14 protein-coding genes and 1 riboswitch are annotated in these 15,488 nt (G+C 30.0%); of the genes, 1 reads left to right on the forward strand and 13 read right to left on the reverse strand.

The window, feature by feature from the left end; translation table 11 throughout:
- Positions 1 to 28: 28 nt before the first annotated feature.
- The 11 genes from B2W91_RS02520 to B2W91_RS02570 form a co-directional block, all read right to left on the reverse strand.
- Positions 29 to 1,360: a cobyrinate a,c-diamide synthase gene (locus B2W91_RS02520; RefSeq protein ID WP_291578705.1), complete on the reverse strand. Its 1,332-nt coding sequence runs from the start codon at positions 1,358 to 1,360 to the stop codon at positions 29 to 31.
- A 21-nt stretch (positions 1,361 to 1,381) separates the two neighbouring features.
- Positions 1,382 to 2,350 (reverse strand): porphobilinogen synthase, encoded by a 969-nt coding sequence (gene hemB, locus B2W91_RS02525; protein ID WP_291578706.1) that lies wholly within the window; start codon positions 2,348 to 2,350, stop codon positions 1,382 to 1,384.
- A 20-nt stretch (positions 2,351 to 2,370) separates the two neighbouring features.
- The gene (gene cobA / locus B2W91_RS02530) at positions 2,371 to 3,840 is read right to left on the reverse strand and encodes a uroporphyrinogen-III C-methyltransferase (protein WP_291578707.1); all 1,470 of its coding nucleotides are present in this window, start codon (positions 3,838 to 3,840) and stop codon (positions 2,371 to 2,373) included.
- A gap of 8 nt (positions 3,841 to 3,848) precedes the next feature.
- Positions 3,849 to 4,721 (reverse strand): hydroxymethylbilane synthase, encoded by an 873-nt coding sequence (gene hemC, locus B2W91_RS02535; protein ID WP_291578719.1) that lies wholly within the window; start codon positions 4,719 to 4,721, stop codon positions 3,849 to 3,851.
- On the reverse strand, positions 4,690 to 5,334 hold the full coding sequence (locus B2W91_RS02540) for an NAD(P)-dependent oxidoreductase (protein WP_291578708.1): 645 nt from the start codon (positions 5,332 to 5,334) through the stop codon (positions 4,690 to 4,692). The genes hemC and B2W91_RS02540 overlap by 32 nt, the downstream gene beginning before the upstream one ends.
- A 24-nt stretch (positions 5,335 to 5,358) precedes the next feature.
- Positions 5,359 to 6,468 carry a pyridoxal phosphate-dependent aminotransferase gene (locus tag B2W91_RS02545; protein WP_291578709.1) on the reverse strand — a complete coding sequence of 370 codons (1,110 nt, stop codon included), beginning with the start codon at positions 6,466 to 6,468 and terminating at the stop codon, positions 5,359 to 5,361.
- 5 nt (positions 6,469 to 6,473) lie between these two features.
- A complete protein-coding gene (gene cbiB, locus B2W91_RS02550; protein ID WP_291578710.1) occupies positions 6,474 to 7,454 on the reverse strand; it encodes an adenosylcobinamide-phosphate synthase CbiB in 981 nt (326 codons plus the stop codon).
- 16 nt (positions 7,455 to 7,470) lie between these two features.
- A complete protein-coding gene (locus B2W91_RS02555; protein WP_291578712.1) occupies positions 7,471 to 8,973 on the reverse strand; it encodes a cobyric acid synthase in 1,503 nt (500 codons plus the stop codon).
- Positions 8,974 to 9,113: 140 nt separating this feature from the next.
- Positions 9,114 to 9,290, reverse strand: a riboswitch (cobalamin riboswitch).
- A 742-nt stretch (positions 9,291 to 10,032) separates the two neighbouring features.
- Entirely contained in the window at positions 10,033 to 10,803 is a 771-nt protein-coding gene (locus B2W91_RS02560) for a class I SAM-dependent methyltransferase (RefSeq protein ID WP_291578713.1), read from the reverse strand.
- A gap of 132 nt (positions 10,804 to 10,935) precedes the next feature.
- The gene (locus B2W91_RS02565; RefSeq protein WP_291578714.1) at positions 10,936 to 11,205 is read right to left on the reverse strand and encodes a CD3324 family protein; all 270 of its coding nucleotides are present in this window, start codon (positions 11,203 to 11,205) and stop codon (positions 10,936 to 10,938) included.
- A 562-nt stretch (positions 11,206 to 11,767) separates the two neighbouring features.
- Positions 11,768 to 11,929 carry a hypothetical protein gene (locus B2W91_RS02570; protein ID WP_291578715.1) on the reverse strand — a complete coding sequence of 54 codons (162 nt, stop codon included), beginning with the start codon at positions 11,927 to 11,929 and terminating at the stop codon, positions 11,768 to 11,770.
- Positions 11,930 to 12,283: 354 nt separating this feature from the next.
- On the opposite strand from B2W91_RS02570, the gene B2W91_RS02575 reads away from it, so the two are divergent.
- On the forward strand, positions 12,284 to 13,558 hold the full coding sequence (locus tag B2W91_RS02575; RefSeq protein ID WP_291578716.1) for a haloacid dehalogenase-like hydrolase: 1,275 nt from the start codon (positions 12,284 to 12,286) through the stop codon (positions 13,556 to 13,558).
- Between the two features lie 460 nt (positions 13,559 to 14,018).
- Here the strand turns inward: B2W91_RS02575 and yfcE are convergent, their stop codons facing one another.
- Positions 14,019 to 14,570, reverse strand: a complete 552-nt coding sequence (gene yfcE / locus B2W91_RS02580) for a phosphodiesterase (RefSeq protein ID WP_291578717.1) — start codon at positions 14,568 to 14,570, stop codon at positions 14,019 to 14,021.
- Positions 14,571 to 14,629: 59 nt separating this feature from the next.
- Positions 14,630 to 15,445, reverse strand: a complete 816-nt coding sequence (locus B2W91_RS02585) for an alpha/beta hydrolase (protein ID WP_291578718.1) — start codon at positions 15,443 to 15,445, stop codon at positions 14,630 to 14,632.
- Positions 15,446 to 15,488: the final 43 nt, after the last annotated feature.

Here is a 15,488-nt window from a genome sequence, read left to right on the forward strand (position 1 = left end):
TCCTTTTCAAAGATTTTTTAGAATAATTTCATTTTAATAACTCTTTTAAAAAGTCTATATTTCCAAAAAAGTGAATATGTCCATAGGCACCTAAAGTATTATTTTTTACATATCCACAATTCCAGTTTTTAACATAACCATCGTAACTGTTTTTTGTGAGGCTGTATATATAATTTTCATCTAGTTCTACCTTTGATTTATGAAATTCATGTGCATTGATTGACAAGTCTTTTAAAAGTGGACTTTTTTCATCTATATTAATAGCGCAATATCCAAAGTTTTGAAGTCTTGTAGTCATGACACTTTTTCCTTTAAAGAAGCCAACAGTATTAAATTCTTTACCATCTAAAGTGGTTATTGACTCTGTTAAATACATAAGTCCTCCACACTCTGCATAGCATTTTAATCCATTATCTAACTCATTTTTTATAGATTTGAGCATTGATGTATTACTACTAAGTTCTTCAATAAAAACTTCTGGATACCCTCCTCCTAAGTATAAGAGGTTAATATCATCAGGTAATTTTTTATCATGTAATGGACTAAAGTACACAATTTCTCCTACCTCTTTAAGAAGTTCTAAATTTTCTGTGTAATAAAAGCTGAAAGCTTCATCTTTAGCAACTGCTATTTTTAAATTTTTATTTTCTATATGAAAATTATCTTCATATTTTTTTACTTCACTAAAAGTAGAAATTAATTCATCCATGTTTACATTGGATAAAATATGTTCGCTGCATTTGTTAATTTTATATTCAATATCTTCTACTTCGCTGCATTGAACAAGTCCTAAGTGTCTTGACTTTAATGATATTTCTTCATCTTTAGGTATATAGCCATAGACTTTAATATTACAATGTGTTTCTATTATGAGCTTTAAAAGATTGTAATAGCTAGAAGATATATTATTTAATATAACTCCCTTTATATTAGGTTCTTTTACCCATTCATCACAATAATTTAATAGCCCTTGAATTTCAGCTGCTAAAGTTGCACTTGCCGCTTTAGGACTTAATATAAGGATTATAGGAAGCTCTAGAGTTTTTGCTACATGTGCTGTAGAAAATCTACTATCTATTCCCTTTCCATCAAAGAGTCCCATTACACCTTCTATTACAGCCATATCTCCATGTCCTCTTGAAAATGCAGCCTTTACCCCATCTTCTCCCATTAAAAATAAATCTAAATTCCTCGATGGCTTCTTAGTTATAGTGGAATGGAAAGCTGGATCTATATAATCTGGTCCTACTTTATAGCCTTGCACATCAAAACCAAGTTTCATTAATGCTTTCATTATTCCAAGTGTAATGGTGGTTTTCCCTCCACCACTACAATTAGAAGATATAACTACACCCTTCATATTTTCACATCTTTCTTCTTACTACTCTTCACTTAACCATTTGCAAGCTTCAAGTGCATAGTAAGTTATTATTAGGTTTGCACCTGCCCTCTTCATTGAAGTTAACATTTCTAGTGCCGATTCCTTTTCATTTAATAATCCATTTTCTGAAGCACATTTTATCATTGCATATTCTCCACTTACGTTATAAGCTGCAATTGGAATATTAAAATTATCTGAAGCTGACTTTATAATATCTAAATAAATCATGGCAGGTTTAACGATTATTATATCTGCTCCTTCTATGATATCTTCTTCAATTTCTCTTAATGCTTCTTTACCGTTTGCTGGATCCATCTGATAAGTTTTTCTGTCTCCAAATTGTGGTGTTGAATTTGCTGCTGCTCTAAATGGTCCATACATAGCTGAACAATATTTTGCACTGTATGCCATTATAGAAACGTAGTCAAAGTTATTTTCATCTAAAATTTCTCTTATAGCTCCTATTCTTCCATCCATCATATCAGAAGGCGCTACCATATCTGCTCCTGCTTTAGCATGAGATAATGCGATTTTAGCTATAATCTCTACTGAAGGATCATTAAGTACTCTTCCATTTTCAACTATTCCGCAGTGTCCATGGTCTGTATATTGACACATGCAAACATCTGTTATTACAAATAGATCTTTATCTAATTCTTTTATTTTTCTAATTGCCTTTTGAACAATTCCATTTTCTGCAAAAGCAGAAGTTGCTATTTCATCTTTATGGTCTGGTAAGCCAAAAAGTATTATACCTTTTACTTTTGCAGCTTTAACTTCATCAATAACCTCATGTAATCTATCTATAGACCAATGATAATTTCCTTTTAAAGAAGAAATTTCTTCCTTAATATTTTCCCCTTCAACTACGAATATAGGAAATATAAAATCATTTGGATTTAAAACCGTTTCTCTTACTAAGCTTCTTATAGCTGGATTTTCTCTTAATCTTCTATGTTGTGTTAACATAACTTCCACTCCCTTAATTCTTAGGACTTTGAATAAATTTCAATTAATTTATTTATCATTCCTTCATTGCTACTCTCATCACATACAATATGCTCTATATTATGTTTGTTAAGTTCTACTGAAGTAATTGGTCCTATAGATACCACTGTTTTTTTCTTAATTTCTTCAATACCTACAAGCTTAATCATATTGGTTAAAGTACTTGGACTTGTAAATACAACAGCATCACACTCTACAAATCTATTAAGTCCTACTGCTTCCCCTGTTTCTGTTTCATATATATGACATTCATCCACTATGCATCCTTTACTTTCAAAGGCTTCTGCTAAAAAAACTCTTGCATTTTTAGACCTTGGAAGAAGTATTTTGTCATTTTCTTTTATAAAGCTTTCCATATGACTAAATAAATTTTCTGCTACATATTCCTCAGCACAAAGCTTTGGTATCACCCCATAGCTTCTAATGGCTTTATCACTAGCTGGCCCTATGGTTATAATTTGTGCTTTTATAGTTCTAACATCAATTTCTCTTTCTATTAAGTATTCAAAGAAAACTCTCGCCGCATTAGCACTTGTTATAACAATGTAATCATATAATGATAATTTATCTAAATATGGTTCCATTTTTTCTGGTGTAGGCTTAATTTTTATAGAGTTTATTTCTGTAACTTCTGCTCCTAAATTTAGTAACTTAGTTTTTATTTCTTTACTTTGCTCTTTAGTTCTTGTAATACATATATTTTTTCCAAAAAGAGGTCTTCTTTCAAACCAATTTAATTTATCATGGAACTGAACTACTTCACCCACTACAATTATGCTAGGATTTGATAAGTTATTTTCTAGCGCTTTTTCTACAATGTTACTTAATGTTCCTATAGCTTTTTTTTGTTTAGATGTAGTTCCTCTCATCACTACTGCCGCTGGAGTATCACCACTCATACCATTTTCCATCAAGCTTTTAGTAATAATCCCTAACTTCTCAAAGCTCATAAGAAATATCAATGTTCCGCTAAGTTTTGAAATAGCTTCAAAGTTTAAGTCCATATTATCATTGCTTTTTCCTGTAAATATATGAAATCCTCTAGCTATTCCTCTATGAGTTACAGGGATTCCCGCATAATTTAGTACAGATATTGGAGAAGTTATTCCCGGCACTACTTCAAATTCTATGTTTTCTTCTAATAATCTAAGTGCTTCTTCTCCTCCTCTACCAAAGATATAAGGATCTCCGCCCTTTACTCTTCCTACAATATGGCCCTTCTTAGCTAGCTTTACTATCATGTCATTAATTTCATTTTGATTTTTATAATGACATCCTGGTTCTTTTCCGCAGTAATATATTTCTGTGTTTGGATTTATATATTGTAAAAAGCTTTCTCCACATAATCTATCATACATAATAGCTGTACACTGCTTTAAAACATTTATCGCTCTCATTGTAATAAGTTCTTCATGGCCTGGCCCTGCACCTATTAAATATACTTTACTCATAATTCCTCCTAAGAATTTAAAATTAAAGAAGCAAGCTCTTCTCCTAGCTTAATATTTTCATCTACTGGTCCTGTTACTTCTTTTCTTATAAGGTTTCCATTAACTTCGTAAATACCAACCATATTGATTGTATTATCCTTTAGCTCTGCATAAGCTCCTATAGCAGCGTGACAGTCTCCTTTTAAAGCTGCCATAAAACTTCTTTCTGCATCAACACAAACTCTAACCTCATAATTATCAAGAGCTGTAAAAACCTCTTTATCTTTACAACTTTCATGTATTTCAATTCCTAGTGCACCTTGGCCTATAGCAGGAATCATTTCATGTGGCTCAAAATAATCAGTTATTATCTCCTCCATACCTAGTCTTTTAAGTCCTGCTGCTGCTAGAATTATTCCATCTAAATTTTCTTTTTTTATTTTCTCAATTCTAGTTTGAACATTACCTCTTATAGGTACTATTTCTATATCTGGTCTTAAGATTTTTAATTGACTAGCTCTTCTATTACTACTAGTTCCTACCCTAGCACCTTTTTTCAAATCTTTAAATTTTACTCCATTTATAGATACGAAGGCATCCCTTACATCTTCTCTAATAGGCATTGCTGCAACTATAAAGCCTTCTGGCAGTTCATAAGGCATATCCTTCATACTATGAACACCAGCTTCTGCGTGTCCATCTAATATAAGCTGCTCTAGTTCCTTAACAAAAAGTCCTTTACCACCTATTTTATCAAGTGTAACATCTAATCTTTTATCTCCTAAAGTATCTGTTAATACCTTTTCACATTTAATGTTATGGGTTTTATTTATAAGCTCCATTACAAACTCTGTCTGTACCTGTGCTAACTTACTCTTTCTCGTTGTTATTCTCAATTTTATTGCCTCCATAAAATAAATTTATAATTTTTTCACCGTATCCCTTATTAAAAATATATAGAAAATCCTCTGTGGATATGAAATTTAAAATTTCATTCTTTTTACTATGATTCTTTAGAGAATTTCTTAAATTTACTGAAAAATCTATATAACTATCGTATTTTTTTAGATGAGTTTCTAGATTGTCTCTAATAAATAGTGAAGTTTTAGGACTAATTTTTTTTGTATGAATTGCAAAAACTGTACTTTTACTTTCCCCTACAGTAGGAGTTATACACATGCTTTCCTCTACATTAGAAGCATTTATATGAAGTTTACAAAATTCATCACAATCCATCTTAATATTACGATTTAAGAATTCATCATCAGTTGCAATGACCACTACATGATATTTTGCTAACATTTCCTTATTATAAGTAGTCTTTTCAATACTTAACTTTTTAAAATGCTGTAAAGATACTATTTCTTCACATATATCTAATGCAATAACTTTAACCTCTGCTCCTTTAGTTAAAAAGGATTTACACTTTATATATCCCGCTTTTCCTCCACCAACTATAAGAACCTTAAGCTTGTCACTTTTAATAGATAAAAAGCACTGCTCTAAATTTTTCATTTATCCACCTTCTCTAGCTAAGAGTTAGATATCCTTAATTTTTAATGGGTCTATATTTTTTAAATACTCTATTAGCTTTTTATTAGATTCTCTATCCTTTATTGCAAATCTAACAAACTTATCATCTAGTCCTCTATAATTATTGCACTTTCTTATTATAATGCATTTTTCTTCTAAGTAACTGTAAAGCTTATCACAATTTATTCCCTCTAATTTGCAAAGAACGTAATTTCCATAACTATTATGACATTTTTCAATTATAGAAATTTTATTTAGTTCTTCTATCATATATTTTCTTTCTGTTTCAATCCACTTAAGGGAATCTTGTATGTATACTTCATCACTTAATGCATATTTAGCACTTAGTTCAGCAAAACAATTAATATTCCATGGATTTTGCATTGAAACTATATAATCAATTAATTCTTTATTTTTGGTTATTCCAAAACCTAATCTTACGCCAGGCAATCCATAAAATTTTGTTATCGCCCTAATAATAAATAAACATTTATATTTTTCTACTAAATTCAAAAGGCTATAGTTAGAGCTTCCTGTGAACTCAATAAACGCTTCATCTATTAGAACTATCTTATTATTTTCTTCACAAAAATCTAAAATACTTGTAAACCTTTCTTTATCTATAATTGAACCATTAGGATTATTAGGATTTCCAATTATAAGACCTTCGCTATAATTTAATTTACCTAATATATCCTCATAATCATAAGTAAAGTCATCTTTTAAATATGAATAACTTACTTCTAAATTATATCTATGGCTATTATCTTCATATTCTACAAAAGACGGTACTACTATAGTTATAGACTTTAAATATCTAATAGCTAAATCTATTATTTCAGAAGCTCCATTCCCTAGTAAAATGTTTTCATGAGTTAAATTTAACTCGTGAGCTTCTCCTCCAAAATAATAACTGCATTTATTTAAATAATTAATTATGTTATCCTTTAATGTTCTATATTTTATATCAGGATAAACTTGAAGCATTTCTATTCCTTCATTAATATTTTCAATAAAGCCTTTAGGTACACCGAGAGGATTTATATTAGAACTAAAATCCAGTAATTTTCTTCCTTTTAATAATCCTTCACTATATATATCTCCACCATGCTTCAATTTCTTCACATCCTAACTAATTTTAAAATTACCACTAAAATTAGTGATACAAGTACTAACAATATCTCACTTGAATACATAAGCTTTATACTTTGCTTTATATCTCTAGCTTCTAAGCCTTTAATTCTGTCTCCAAGAGTTGGCTTATACACTATCTCTCCAAAATAAACATTTGTTCCACCAAGTTGAATTTTCATTGCACCTGCTGCTGCTGCCTCAGGATAAGCGCAGTTTGGACTCTTATGGTTTTTTCTATCTCTAATCATTATTCTAAAGCTATCTTCTATATTTCCACCTACAACAAAAGAAGTTAAACACATTAAAATTCCTGTAAGTCTTGCAGGTATTAAATTGAACAAATCATCTACTTTAGCTGGGAAGAAACCAATATATCTGAACTTCTCATTTAGATATCCTAGCATTGAATCCATAGTATTAACGCCTTTGTACATCATAGCTAGTGGAGCCCCGCCTAATATCGCATAAAACATAGGAGCAATTATACCATCAGAAGCATTTTCTGCTACAGTTTCTATATCTGCTCTTATAATTTCATCTTCTTCAAGGCTTGTTGTATCTCTACCTACTATATAAGAAAGTTTTACTCTTGCATCCTCTATATCACTTTTTTCTAAAGATTTATAAACTTCAATAGCTGCACCATGTAAGCTTTTTGCTGCTAATGTAGTCCAAATTATAAAAATATTTAGACCATGAAATAAATATTCATTAATCAATGATAATTTTAATAAGACATAAGGAATAGTATAAGTTACAAAACATACTATTAAAACAATTAATCCTCCACAGATTCTTAAGCCCTCATCACTTTTTTCACCTTTTCTAAAATAGTTTTCTAGCTTATTTATAAGCTTGCCAATATAGATAATTGGATGAGGAAGCCAAGCAGGATCTCCTAAGATGAAATCTATAATCATAGCTATTAATACATAAATAATGTTAGCTTTCAAATTAAAATTAAACAATTATTTTATCTCCTAACTATCTTTTAATTCCCACCATTTTATATATTTCATCCATATCTAAAGTTTTTCTTACTAAATCTGCAAGTTTATCAAGCTCTTCTTCTCTTAAACTTTCATACGGTTTTGATTTCTTTAATTCTATGCCCTTTTTACCTCTAAGCTTGTTAACTATAGCTTCTCTAAAATCTGTTTTATCGAAAATTCCGTGGATATAAGATCCCATTATATTACCATATTCATTAATGGCTCCATCATTATAATTTACTTCTTTTGTATTTTGAGTTTTTATATTAAATAATGGATTGGCATTTTCACCATATTTGCAAATCCCCATATGAATTTCATAACCGTATACAGATAATTTATCTCTATCAGTAGTGAATACTTTATTATCAATTAAATCAGCTTCTACTCTGGTAGTTACTTTTTTCTGTTCAAAAACTGTCTCTATATCTAAAAGTCCTAATCCTTCTATTTCTGATAGATTTGTTTCTACACCATATGGATCTGTGATTTTCTTACCTAGCATTTGATATCCACCACAAATTCCCATTACTTCTCCATTTTTGCTATATTCTTTAATCTTATCAAAAAGTCCAGAAGCTTTAAGTGCATTTAAATCTTCAATGGTATTTTTACTTCCTGGTATAATTAATAAATCAGGATTTTTAAATTCTTCTACAGAAGTTATAAATCTTACTGAAACATCTTCTTCATTTTTAAGTGCATCTACATCAGTAAAATTTGAGATTCTAGGAAGTTTAATAACAGCTATATCAATTTTATTGGTTATCTTTTTATTTAATTCTACAGCTCCATCCTCATCTTCTAGAGCTAATGTAAAATGTGGTACAACTCCTATACACTGTTTTTTAGATATATCCTCAAGCATGTCGATACCTGGCTTTAATATATCTACATCACCTCTAAATTTATTGATGATGGTTCCCTTTACTCTTTCTCTTTCACCTTCTGTAAGAAGCATTAGTGTTCCTACTAATGAAGCAAAAACTCCGCCTTTATCAATGTCTCCTACTAACACTACAGGTGCATCTACAAGTTCTGCCATTCCCATATTTACTATATCTCTATCACGTAAATTTATTTCTGCTGGGCTTCCTGCACCTTCCATAACTATAATATCAAATTGCTTTTCCAATTCTTCAAATTGGGCTTTTAGCATATCTCTAAATTCTAGCTTCATATTATGATATTCCATAGCTGTGCTATTTCCGTAAACCTCACCATTTACGATTATTTGACATTTCCTATCACTAGTTGGCTTTAATAATATAGGATTCATATATGCTTCTGGTTCTAGTCCACAAGCATAAGCTTGTAATACTTGTGCGCGTCCCATTTCTTTACCATCTAAAGTTATGTATGAATTTAATGACATATTTTGTGACTTATATGGACATACACTATATCCATCCTGTTTAAAAATTCTACATAGTGCTGTAACCAGTATACTTTTACCTACGGAAGAAGCTGTTCCTTGCACCATTATCTTTGCCATATAAAAAACTCCCTTTCAAATAAAATACTCTTAAAATACTCTCTAAAAAAATAATAGAGGCAAACTCTCTAAGTTCACCTCTATTTGTATAATAATCTATTTAATGCCTCTTCATACTAATAGAACCTTCCCTCCGAAAGCTTTCATTAAAAATTTAGGCAGGTCTCCTGGCTTTTGATTCATTCTCACCTTAACCTTCCCCTTTAAAAGAGTGGTAATCTTAAGGTTTGTCATCATTTACAGTAGCGGGGGCTGCTGTGGAATTTAACCACATTCCCTTTTCACTTATAAAAAGCACCTAAATTCTTATTATTCAATTTTTATATTCTTTAATCTCAATTTAAATCTGTTACAAATAGAATTATAAATTTAAATTAATTCTATGTCAAGTTATGTAACTTTATGAACTATTACCAATTCCTTCATATTATTCATAACATTATGATTAATATTTCTATTGGAACAATTTCACTCTTAGTTAAAAGGTCATTCCAGCCTCAATAATTACTATTGTATTACTAACTTTAGTGGATTATACTATTTGCCGCTAAGGACTTGACTTATCAAATATATTATAAAAAATAACTTCTATAACATATCTAACATCCTTTCTTTTTTCTAAGATCAATGGAATAGTATGATTCTCGATAAAATAGAAAAGCCGCAGATTTACTCTACGGACTTTACCTTAAAGAAGGCTATAAAATTCGCCTTGAGAGTAAACTTAAAATCATAATTAAATATATTGGCATTGCAAATAAACTGGCACTAATATTCAACTATAAATAATCAGCCATACCAACTTATTTAAAATAATAATTTTTTCTACTTTTCCGTGCGTCTTATGCTATATGATTATTCAATATAATAACACAATACAATTTTATCTAAATAAAAGAAGGATCACCCTATTTTTATTTTATTTAGATTACAATAAGATTTAAAACACCATTATCTCTCTTCAACCCAGTGATATCAATATTTCTAAAGAAAGTATATGCTATTTATGATAATGTTCATCGTAACGGATATAACGTAGGCTTTAATTTAGAAATGTTTTTATAACTTGATAGCCTTTGTAGCAATTGAGCTATCAATGTATTGGTCTAATGCACTTCCTCCCTTATCCTCGTAAAAACCAGCAATTAAAAAACCAGATGCTATTTGGCCTTGTATTTGATCATGAAGTGAATGTCCAAAGCATATTCCTTCATTTTGATCTAATACTAATTCATTTAGCTCTTCTTCAGAAATGCTTGTCAAATCAGAATAGGGAATGCTATGCCTAACTACAAATCTACCTTGTTCTAATTCTTTTAAATCAAATATATATTCAATAGGATTAGCAAAACCTGATATCAAGGTTCCTCCACTTTTGAGTACCCTATAAGCTTCATTCCATACAGGAATCACTGTGTCTATATAACAGTTCGACCAAGGATGTACAATAAAATCAAAGGTTTCATCTTCAAATACCGACAAATCTTTCATATCACCTTGAACGGTTTTAATACTTAAATTATTTCTTTGTGCAACATATCTATCTTGACCTAACTGTTTTTCGCTGTTATCAAATACAGTGACCTCAGCTCCTGTTGCTGCCATTATTGGCCCCTGTTGCCCACCTCCTGATGCAAGACATAGTACTTTCTTTCCAATTAACCTTTCTGGGAACCACTCCCTTGGTACTGGCTTCATTGGCGTTAAGTATATCTTCCACTTACCTAATTTAGCATCTTTTACTTCATCATCGCTTACAGGTCTTGTCCAAACATAATTGCTATCAACTTTTTTATCCCATACTTCTCTGTTGTTACTTATGTAATCCATAAATATCCCCTCCATAACCTTTGTTTGATTATAGTTTAGGGTAATGCAGCCTATAATAAAAGGTACTAAATTACTATAGTTGTTTTATGCACAAAACCTCTACAAATCCAAAACTTGCAGAGGTTCTATTTATTACGCTTCTTTTATATAGACAATCTTTTTAATCGTATCATAGGAAAGATTGTATTTTATCATAAGCTCATCAATGGTGCTACCATTTTCTTTTTCAAATTTAATTTGTTTATTTCTATTAATAAGTTCTTGCTTAACACCAGTTTTGCTTCCCCACGAATTTTTTAGTCCTTCTGGCTGCGGGATATATAATATCTCACCAGCAATATATCTTTGAATCTCATTAAGTAAATTCTTTGGCAATACTTCTGTAGCATTTATATATTTCATTCTAATTCGCTCCTTCATCTAAAAATAGTTCAGGATGCAAAATCAGACTTATTAGCACTTCAAATTAGAATGAATACGGCGATTTTAATTATTCTCTATGCAGCTATCGCCATTGTCTATAAGACCGATTTTGCATAGAGTTTTGTTGCTGAAGTTGATTTCACTCCAAAGATTCCTAGTTTCAAACGAATCATTATCATTTTTTCACCTCCAATATTAGTTACATCATGAGTATATAAGTAAACTAAGTAATATATTATAAATACAAAGTATCTAATTATAATAATTTATTTGTGTAATATTATTAATTGTACCATGATTAACCAATTCATATCTATAAGTTTATGTTATAATTTACTTTTATTAACGAACTATATCCTAAAGGAGCTACATTCATACCTTCATTATTTTCACGTTAAATATCTCTTAATTTTTTAGTTTTAAGATGAGCGGTTAAGCATAAGTTACATATGAAAAAGCCTCAGTGCTCCCAATTATATGACACCTAATAACCGAATAAAACTTGTATTAAAAAGTGCTGGCAATTCATATCTCATGCTCACTAATTATTTGTTTTTTCTCTGATGCTCCCGCCTGTATAGGCTTGTGAATCTTTGTAGAGCATCTTTTTATTTAGGACTTCTTCTGCTTCACTTATAACAATTAAAAGATAATACTCATCTATCACTTTGATTTTAATCTCATCTAATTTTGCTCTTCTCATTTATATTTTTTTTATTTTATAGTATCTCTTATAACTCTTAGCTGCTCTTGTCTGATTTATGAGAAGATACAACTCCTAATGCATAGCCTTTCTCCATATTTTCCCATAAGGTATAAAATTTTAATTTAGCGATAATAAAATCCAATTTTATATTGACATTTTCTGATGCTCGTTATATAAGTTAATTGTAAAGTTTATGTTAAGAAGGTTTAATAATTTTTAGCAGTAAGTTTTATTTAGCATATTTAACTATTTCTATTAAAAATTGAAATCACAAATGAGGGGGAGAGATAACTTTNNAAACTTATGAATAATTTTAAAAGAAAAACTTTTAGCTTATCATTAGCATGCATTATGTCTTTTTCTTTAGTTGCATGTGGAAATTCTGCTAAAACAGAAGAAACTAAAAATGACACTAAAGTAGAACAAACTGATAATAAAAAGGAAGTTAAACTTGAAAAAGGTAACTGGGCGCCTGAAAATTTTGCTGCTTTAACAGATCTTATAGAGAAATACGGTAAAAACAGTAAGGACTATGATGAAAATAAAAAACCTTACGCTGTATTTGATTGGGACAACACATCAATAATTAATGATGTTGAAGAAGCGTTACTTGCATATCAGTTAGAAAATCTTGAATTTAAAATGACTCCTGAAGAGTTTAGCAACACCATTAGAATAAACATTCCAAAGGACAACTTTGTAGAAGACTGCAATAACGATGAAGGAAAACCTGTTAACATCGAATTAGTTGGTGCTGACATTGATTCTAGCTACAAATTCTTATATGAAAACTATAAAGGTTTTAAAGGAACTAAATCTTTAGATGAGATTAAAACTACTCCTGAATACAAAGATTTTATAGCTAAAACTAGATATCTTTATAATTCAATCGGTGAATCTTTTAGTTCTGATGTAAGCTATCCATGGGTAACTTACCTATTTGCAGGAATGACTGAAAAGGAAGTTGCTGAGTTGACTGAAAAATCAAACGATTATTGGCTAAACCATGAACTTGGAGAAGAAATTTGGACTAGTCCAAAGGAATTAGCAGGTAAAGCTGGCGTTGTTTCAGTTAAATTCCACTCTGGTTTAAGAACAATAAAAGAGCAACAAAATCTTTACAAAACTTTAATGGATAATGGAATAGATGTTTATATCTGTTCAGCATCATTCATAGATGTTGTTAGAACATTTGCTACTAATCCTAAGTTCGGATATGAGCTTCCAAAAGAAAATGTATTTGCTATGGAGCTTGAAAGAGATGACAAAGGTGTAATTAAGGCCGAATTTAGAAAAGGCTACGATCAAACTCAAAGCAAAGGTAAAACTAAAACTATAGAAAAGTTTTTAGTTGAAAAACATGGTGGACAAGGTCCATTAATCGTTGGTGGAGATAGTTCTGGCGACGTTGCTATGTTATCTGATTTTAAAGACACTAAATTTGGCTTAATCATTAACAGATGCAAAGGTGATGAGCTTGGTGAGCTTTCAAAAGAAGCTGCTGATACTATAGGTAAATCAGATGCTAGATATTACTTACAAGGAAGAGATGAAAACACTGGTGAATTTAGACCAAGCCAAAAATCTGTATTCCTAGGAAGTAAAGAAGAAAAGTTACTTAAATAAGATAAATAATAATGATTGCATTATTAAAAGTATATTACTGAAATAGTAAACTTGCTAAAATATAAATTTATTAGAGTATAAAATATATTAAAATAAAAGGAGCTGTCGTATTAACGATTAAAAACCGCTAATGCTCAGCTCTTATTTTTTATAGTAATTTAAATATATTTTTAAATTGGAGCATTTGCATGCTCACTTTCAATTAGAGTTTTTAAGTTTAAATTTATGCAGCATTTTTAACAAAATCCAGCTCTATTTCACTGTGTTCTGCTATGTATCTTTTTATTCTAATTGAAAATTTCTTAGCAATCGCTGAGAAATGTCCATAATTGTGAATTGAGCATTGTGAACTGTGCATTGAATAAAGTTCGCCGCTACAAAATCATAGGCAAAAGAATGCTTTCAGCCAGGACATTCTGCTTTCCTTTGGGAAGAAATCTTCAAAATCCCATATTTTAATTTACTTTATCAAAATATCAATTTCTTTAATAACTTCTCCTTCTAAATTTTTAATGTAAAATTTATTTCCATCAATAACTCCATAGCTATGAGGATTATTTTCCTTAGGATATGCAATAGAGCCAGGGTTAAAAATAAATATGCCATTCTCACTTTTTGCCACTGGTATATGAGTATGTCCATAAATTATAATATCACCTTTTGACATGTTAGGAAGATTGTTCTCATTATAAATGTGACCATGAGTTACAAAAATTCTTCTATTTTGGGCTAAAATCACATTGTAATCCATCATGCAAGGATATGTAAGGAGCATTTGATCTACCTCTGCATCACAATTTCCTCTTACTCCTATAATTTTTTCTGAGTATTCATTTAATAAATTTGCTACTTCTTTAGGATTATACTCCTCTGGAAGAGGATTTCTCGGTCCATGATAAAGTACATCTCCCAAGATAACCATATAATCTGCTCTTTCTTTTATAAAGGCCTCAACGCCTAGTTTCGCATATTTTAATGAGCCATGTATATCCGACATAAAAAACAACTTCATTAATATATCACCTTTTTCTAATTTTATATATTATAACTATAATATAATAAAATCTATTATTAAAGTATTTTTATCTTTTGATTATAAGTTTGTAAGAAACCTTTTATAGCTGCTATAAATTCTATAGGTTTTTCATAAATAACCGCATGACCTGCTTCTTCAATTATAACCATCCTAGAATTTTTAATTTTTTCTTTTATTAACTTTTGATAATTTATAGGCGTTAAAATATCATATTCACAGCCTATTATCATAGTAGGTAAACTTATATTTTTTATTTCTTCTATCAAATTTAAATTTGATGCACTCTTAATTAGCATTCTAAAAGAGTCGTACCACTGTTTAGTAAGACCCATTGAAAATGCTTCTTCCTTTTTCTTAAGCCATTGTATATTTTCCTCATAAAACTTATGCGAATATATATAAGGCATTGTAGCTTTAAAAAGTATCCTTCCATCATAAGTACTCGCTGCAAAATCCCATAGTTCTTTTATATCTTTCATTATATTGCTATTATGACAGGTTGTATTAGACAATATTATAGACTTTAGCTTATGAGGATATTTTAGTGCAAATCGCGATGCTACTTCTCCGCCATAAGATATACCTACAATATGACATTTATCTATATTTAATTTTTCGATAAGTTTATATAGTATTTCTACTTGAAGATTTTGATCATATTGAAAGTTAGCACTAGAAGACTGTCCTTGATCTATTAAATCAACTAATATTAAATTGTAATCATTAAAACTTTTTCTAAAGGGATGCCAGCTTATTGTACTCATCATTAGCCCAGATAAAAATATAATTGGCTCTCCACTTCCGTAGCTCTCGTAATGAATAATATAATCTTCAATATTTAATTTCGGCATATTTTCCTCCTAGTTTTCTATTTCGATCTGTTAACTTATATGA

Source organism: Clostridium sp. UBA6640 (assembly GCF_002455975.1).
Taxonomy (GTDB): Bacteria; Bacillota; Clostridia; order Clostridiales; family Clostridiaceae; genus Clostridium_J.

What these genes read in the sequence shown, in the direction of transcription:
- B2W91_RS02520 (WP_291578705.1), bottom strand. Translation starts at nt 1,360, where the DNA reads ATGAAGGGTGTAGTTATATCTTCTAATTGTAGTGGTGGAGGGAAAACC.
- B2W91_RS02570 (WP_291578715.1), bottom strand. Translation starts at nt 11,929, where the DNA reads ATGAGAAGAGCAAAATTAGATGAGATTAAAATCAAAGTGATAGATGAG.
- B2W91_RS02585 (WP_291578718.1), bottom strand. Translation starts at nt 15,445, where the DNA reads ATGCCGAAATTAAATATTGAAGATTATATTATTCATTACGAGAGCTAC.
- hemB (WP_291578706.1), bottom strand. Translation starts at nt 2,350, where the DNA reads ATGTTAACACAACATAGAAGATTAAGAGAAAATCCAGCTATAAGAAGC.
- B2W91_RS02565 (WP_291578714.1), bottom strand. Translation starts at nt 11,205, where the DNA reads ATGAAATATATAAATGCTACAGAAGTATTGCCAAAGAATTTACTTAAT.
- B2W91_RS02540 (WP_291578708.1), bottom strand. Translation starts at nt 5,334, where the DNA reads ATGAAAAATTTAGAGCAGTGCTTTTTATCTATTAAAAGTGACAAGCTT.
- B2W91_RS02575 (WP_291578716.1), top strand. Translation starts at nt 12,284, where the DNA reads ATGTCTTTTTCTTTAGTTGCATGTGGAAATTCTGCTAAAACAGAAGAA.
- B2W91_RS02560 (WP_291578713.1), bottom strand. Translation starts at nt 10,803, where the DNA reads ATGGATTACATAAGTAACAACAGAGAAGTATGGGATAAAAAAGTTGAT.
- B2W91_RS02555 (WP_291578712.1), bottom strand. Translation starts at nt 8,973, where the DNA reads ATGGCAAAGATAATGGTGCAAGGAACAGCTTCTTCCGTAGGTAAAAGT.
- cobA (WP_291578707.1), bottom strand. Translation starts at nt 3,840, where the DNA reads ATGAGTAAAGTATATTTAATAGGTGCAGGGCCAGGCCATGAAGAACTT.
- yfcE (WP_291578717.1), bottom strand. Translation starts at nt 14,570, where the DNA reads ATGAAGTTGTTTTTTATGTCGGATATACATGGCTCATTAAAATATGCG.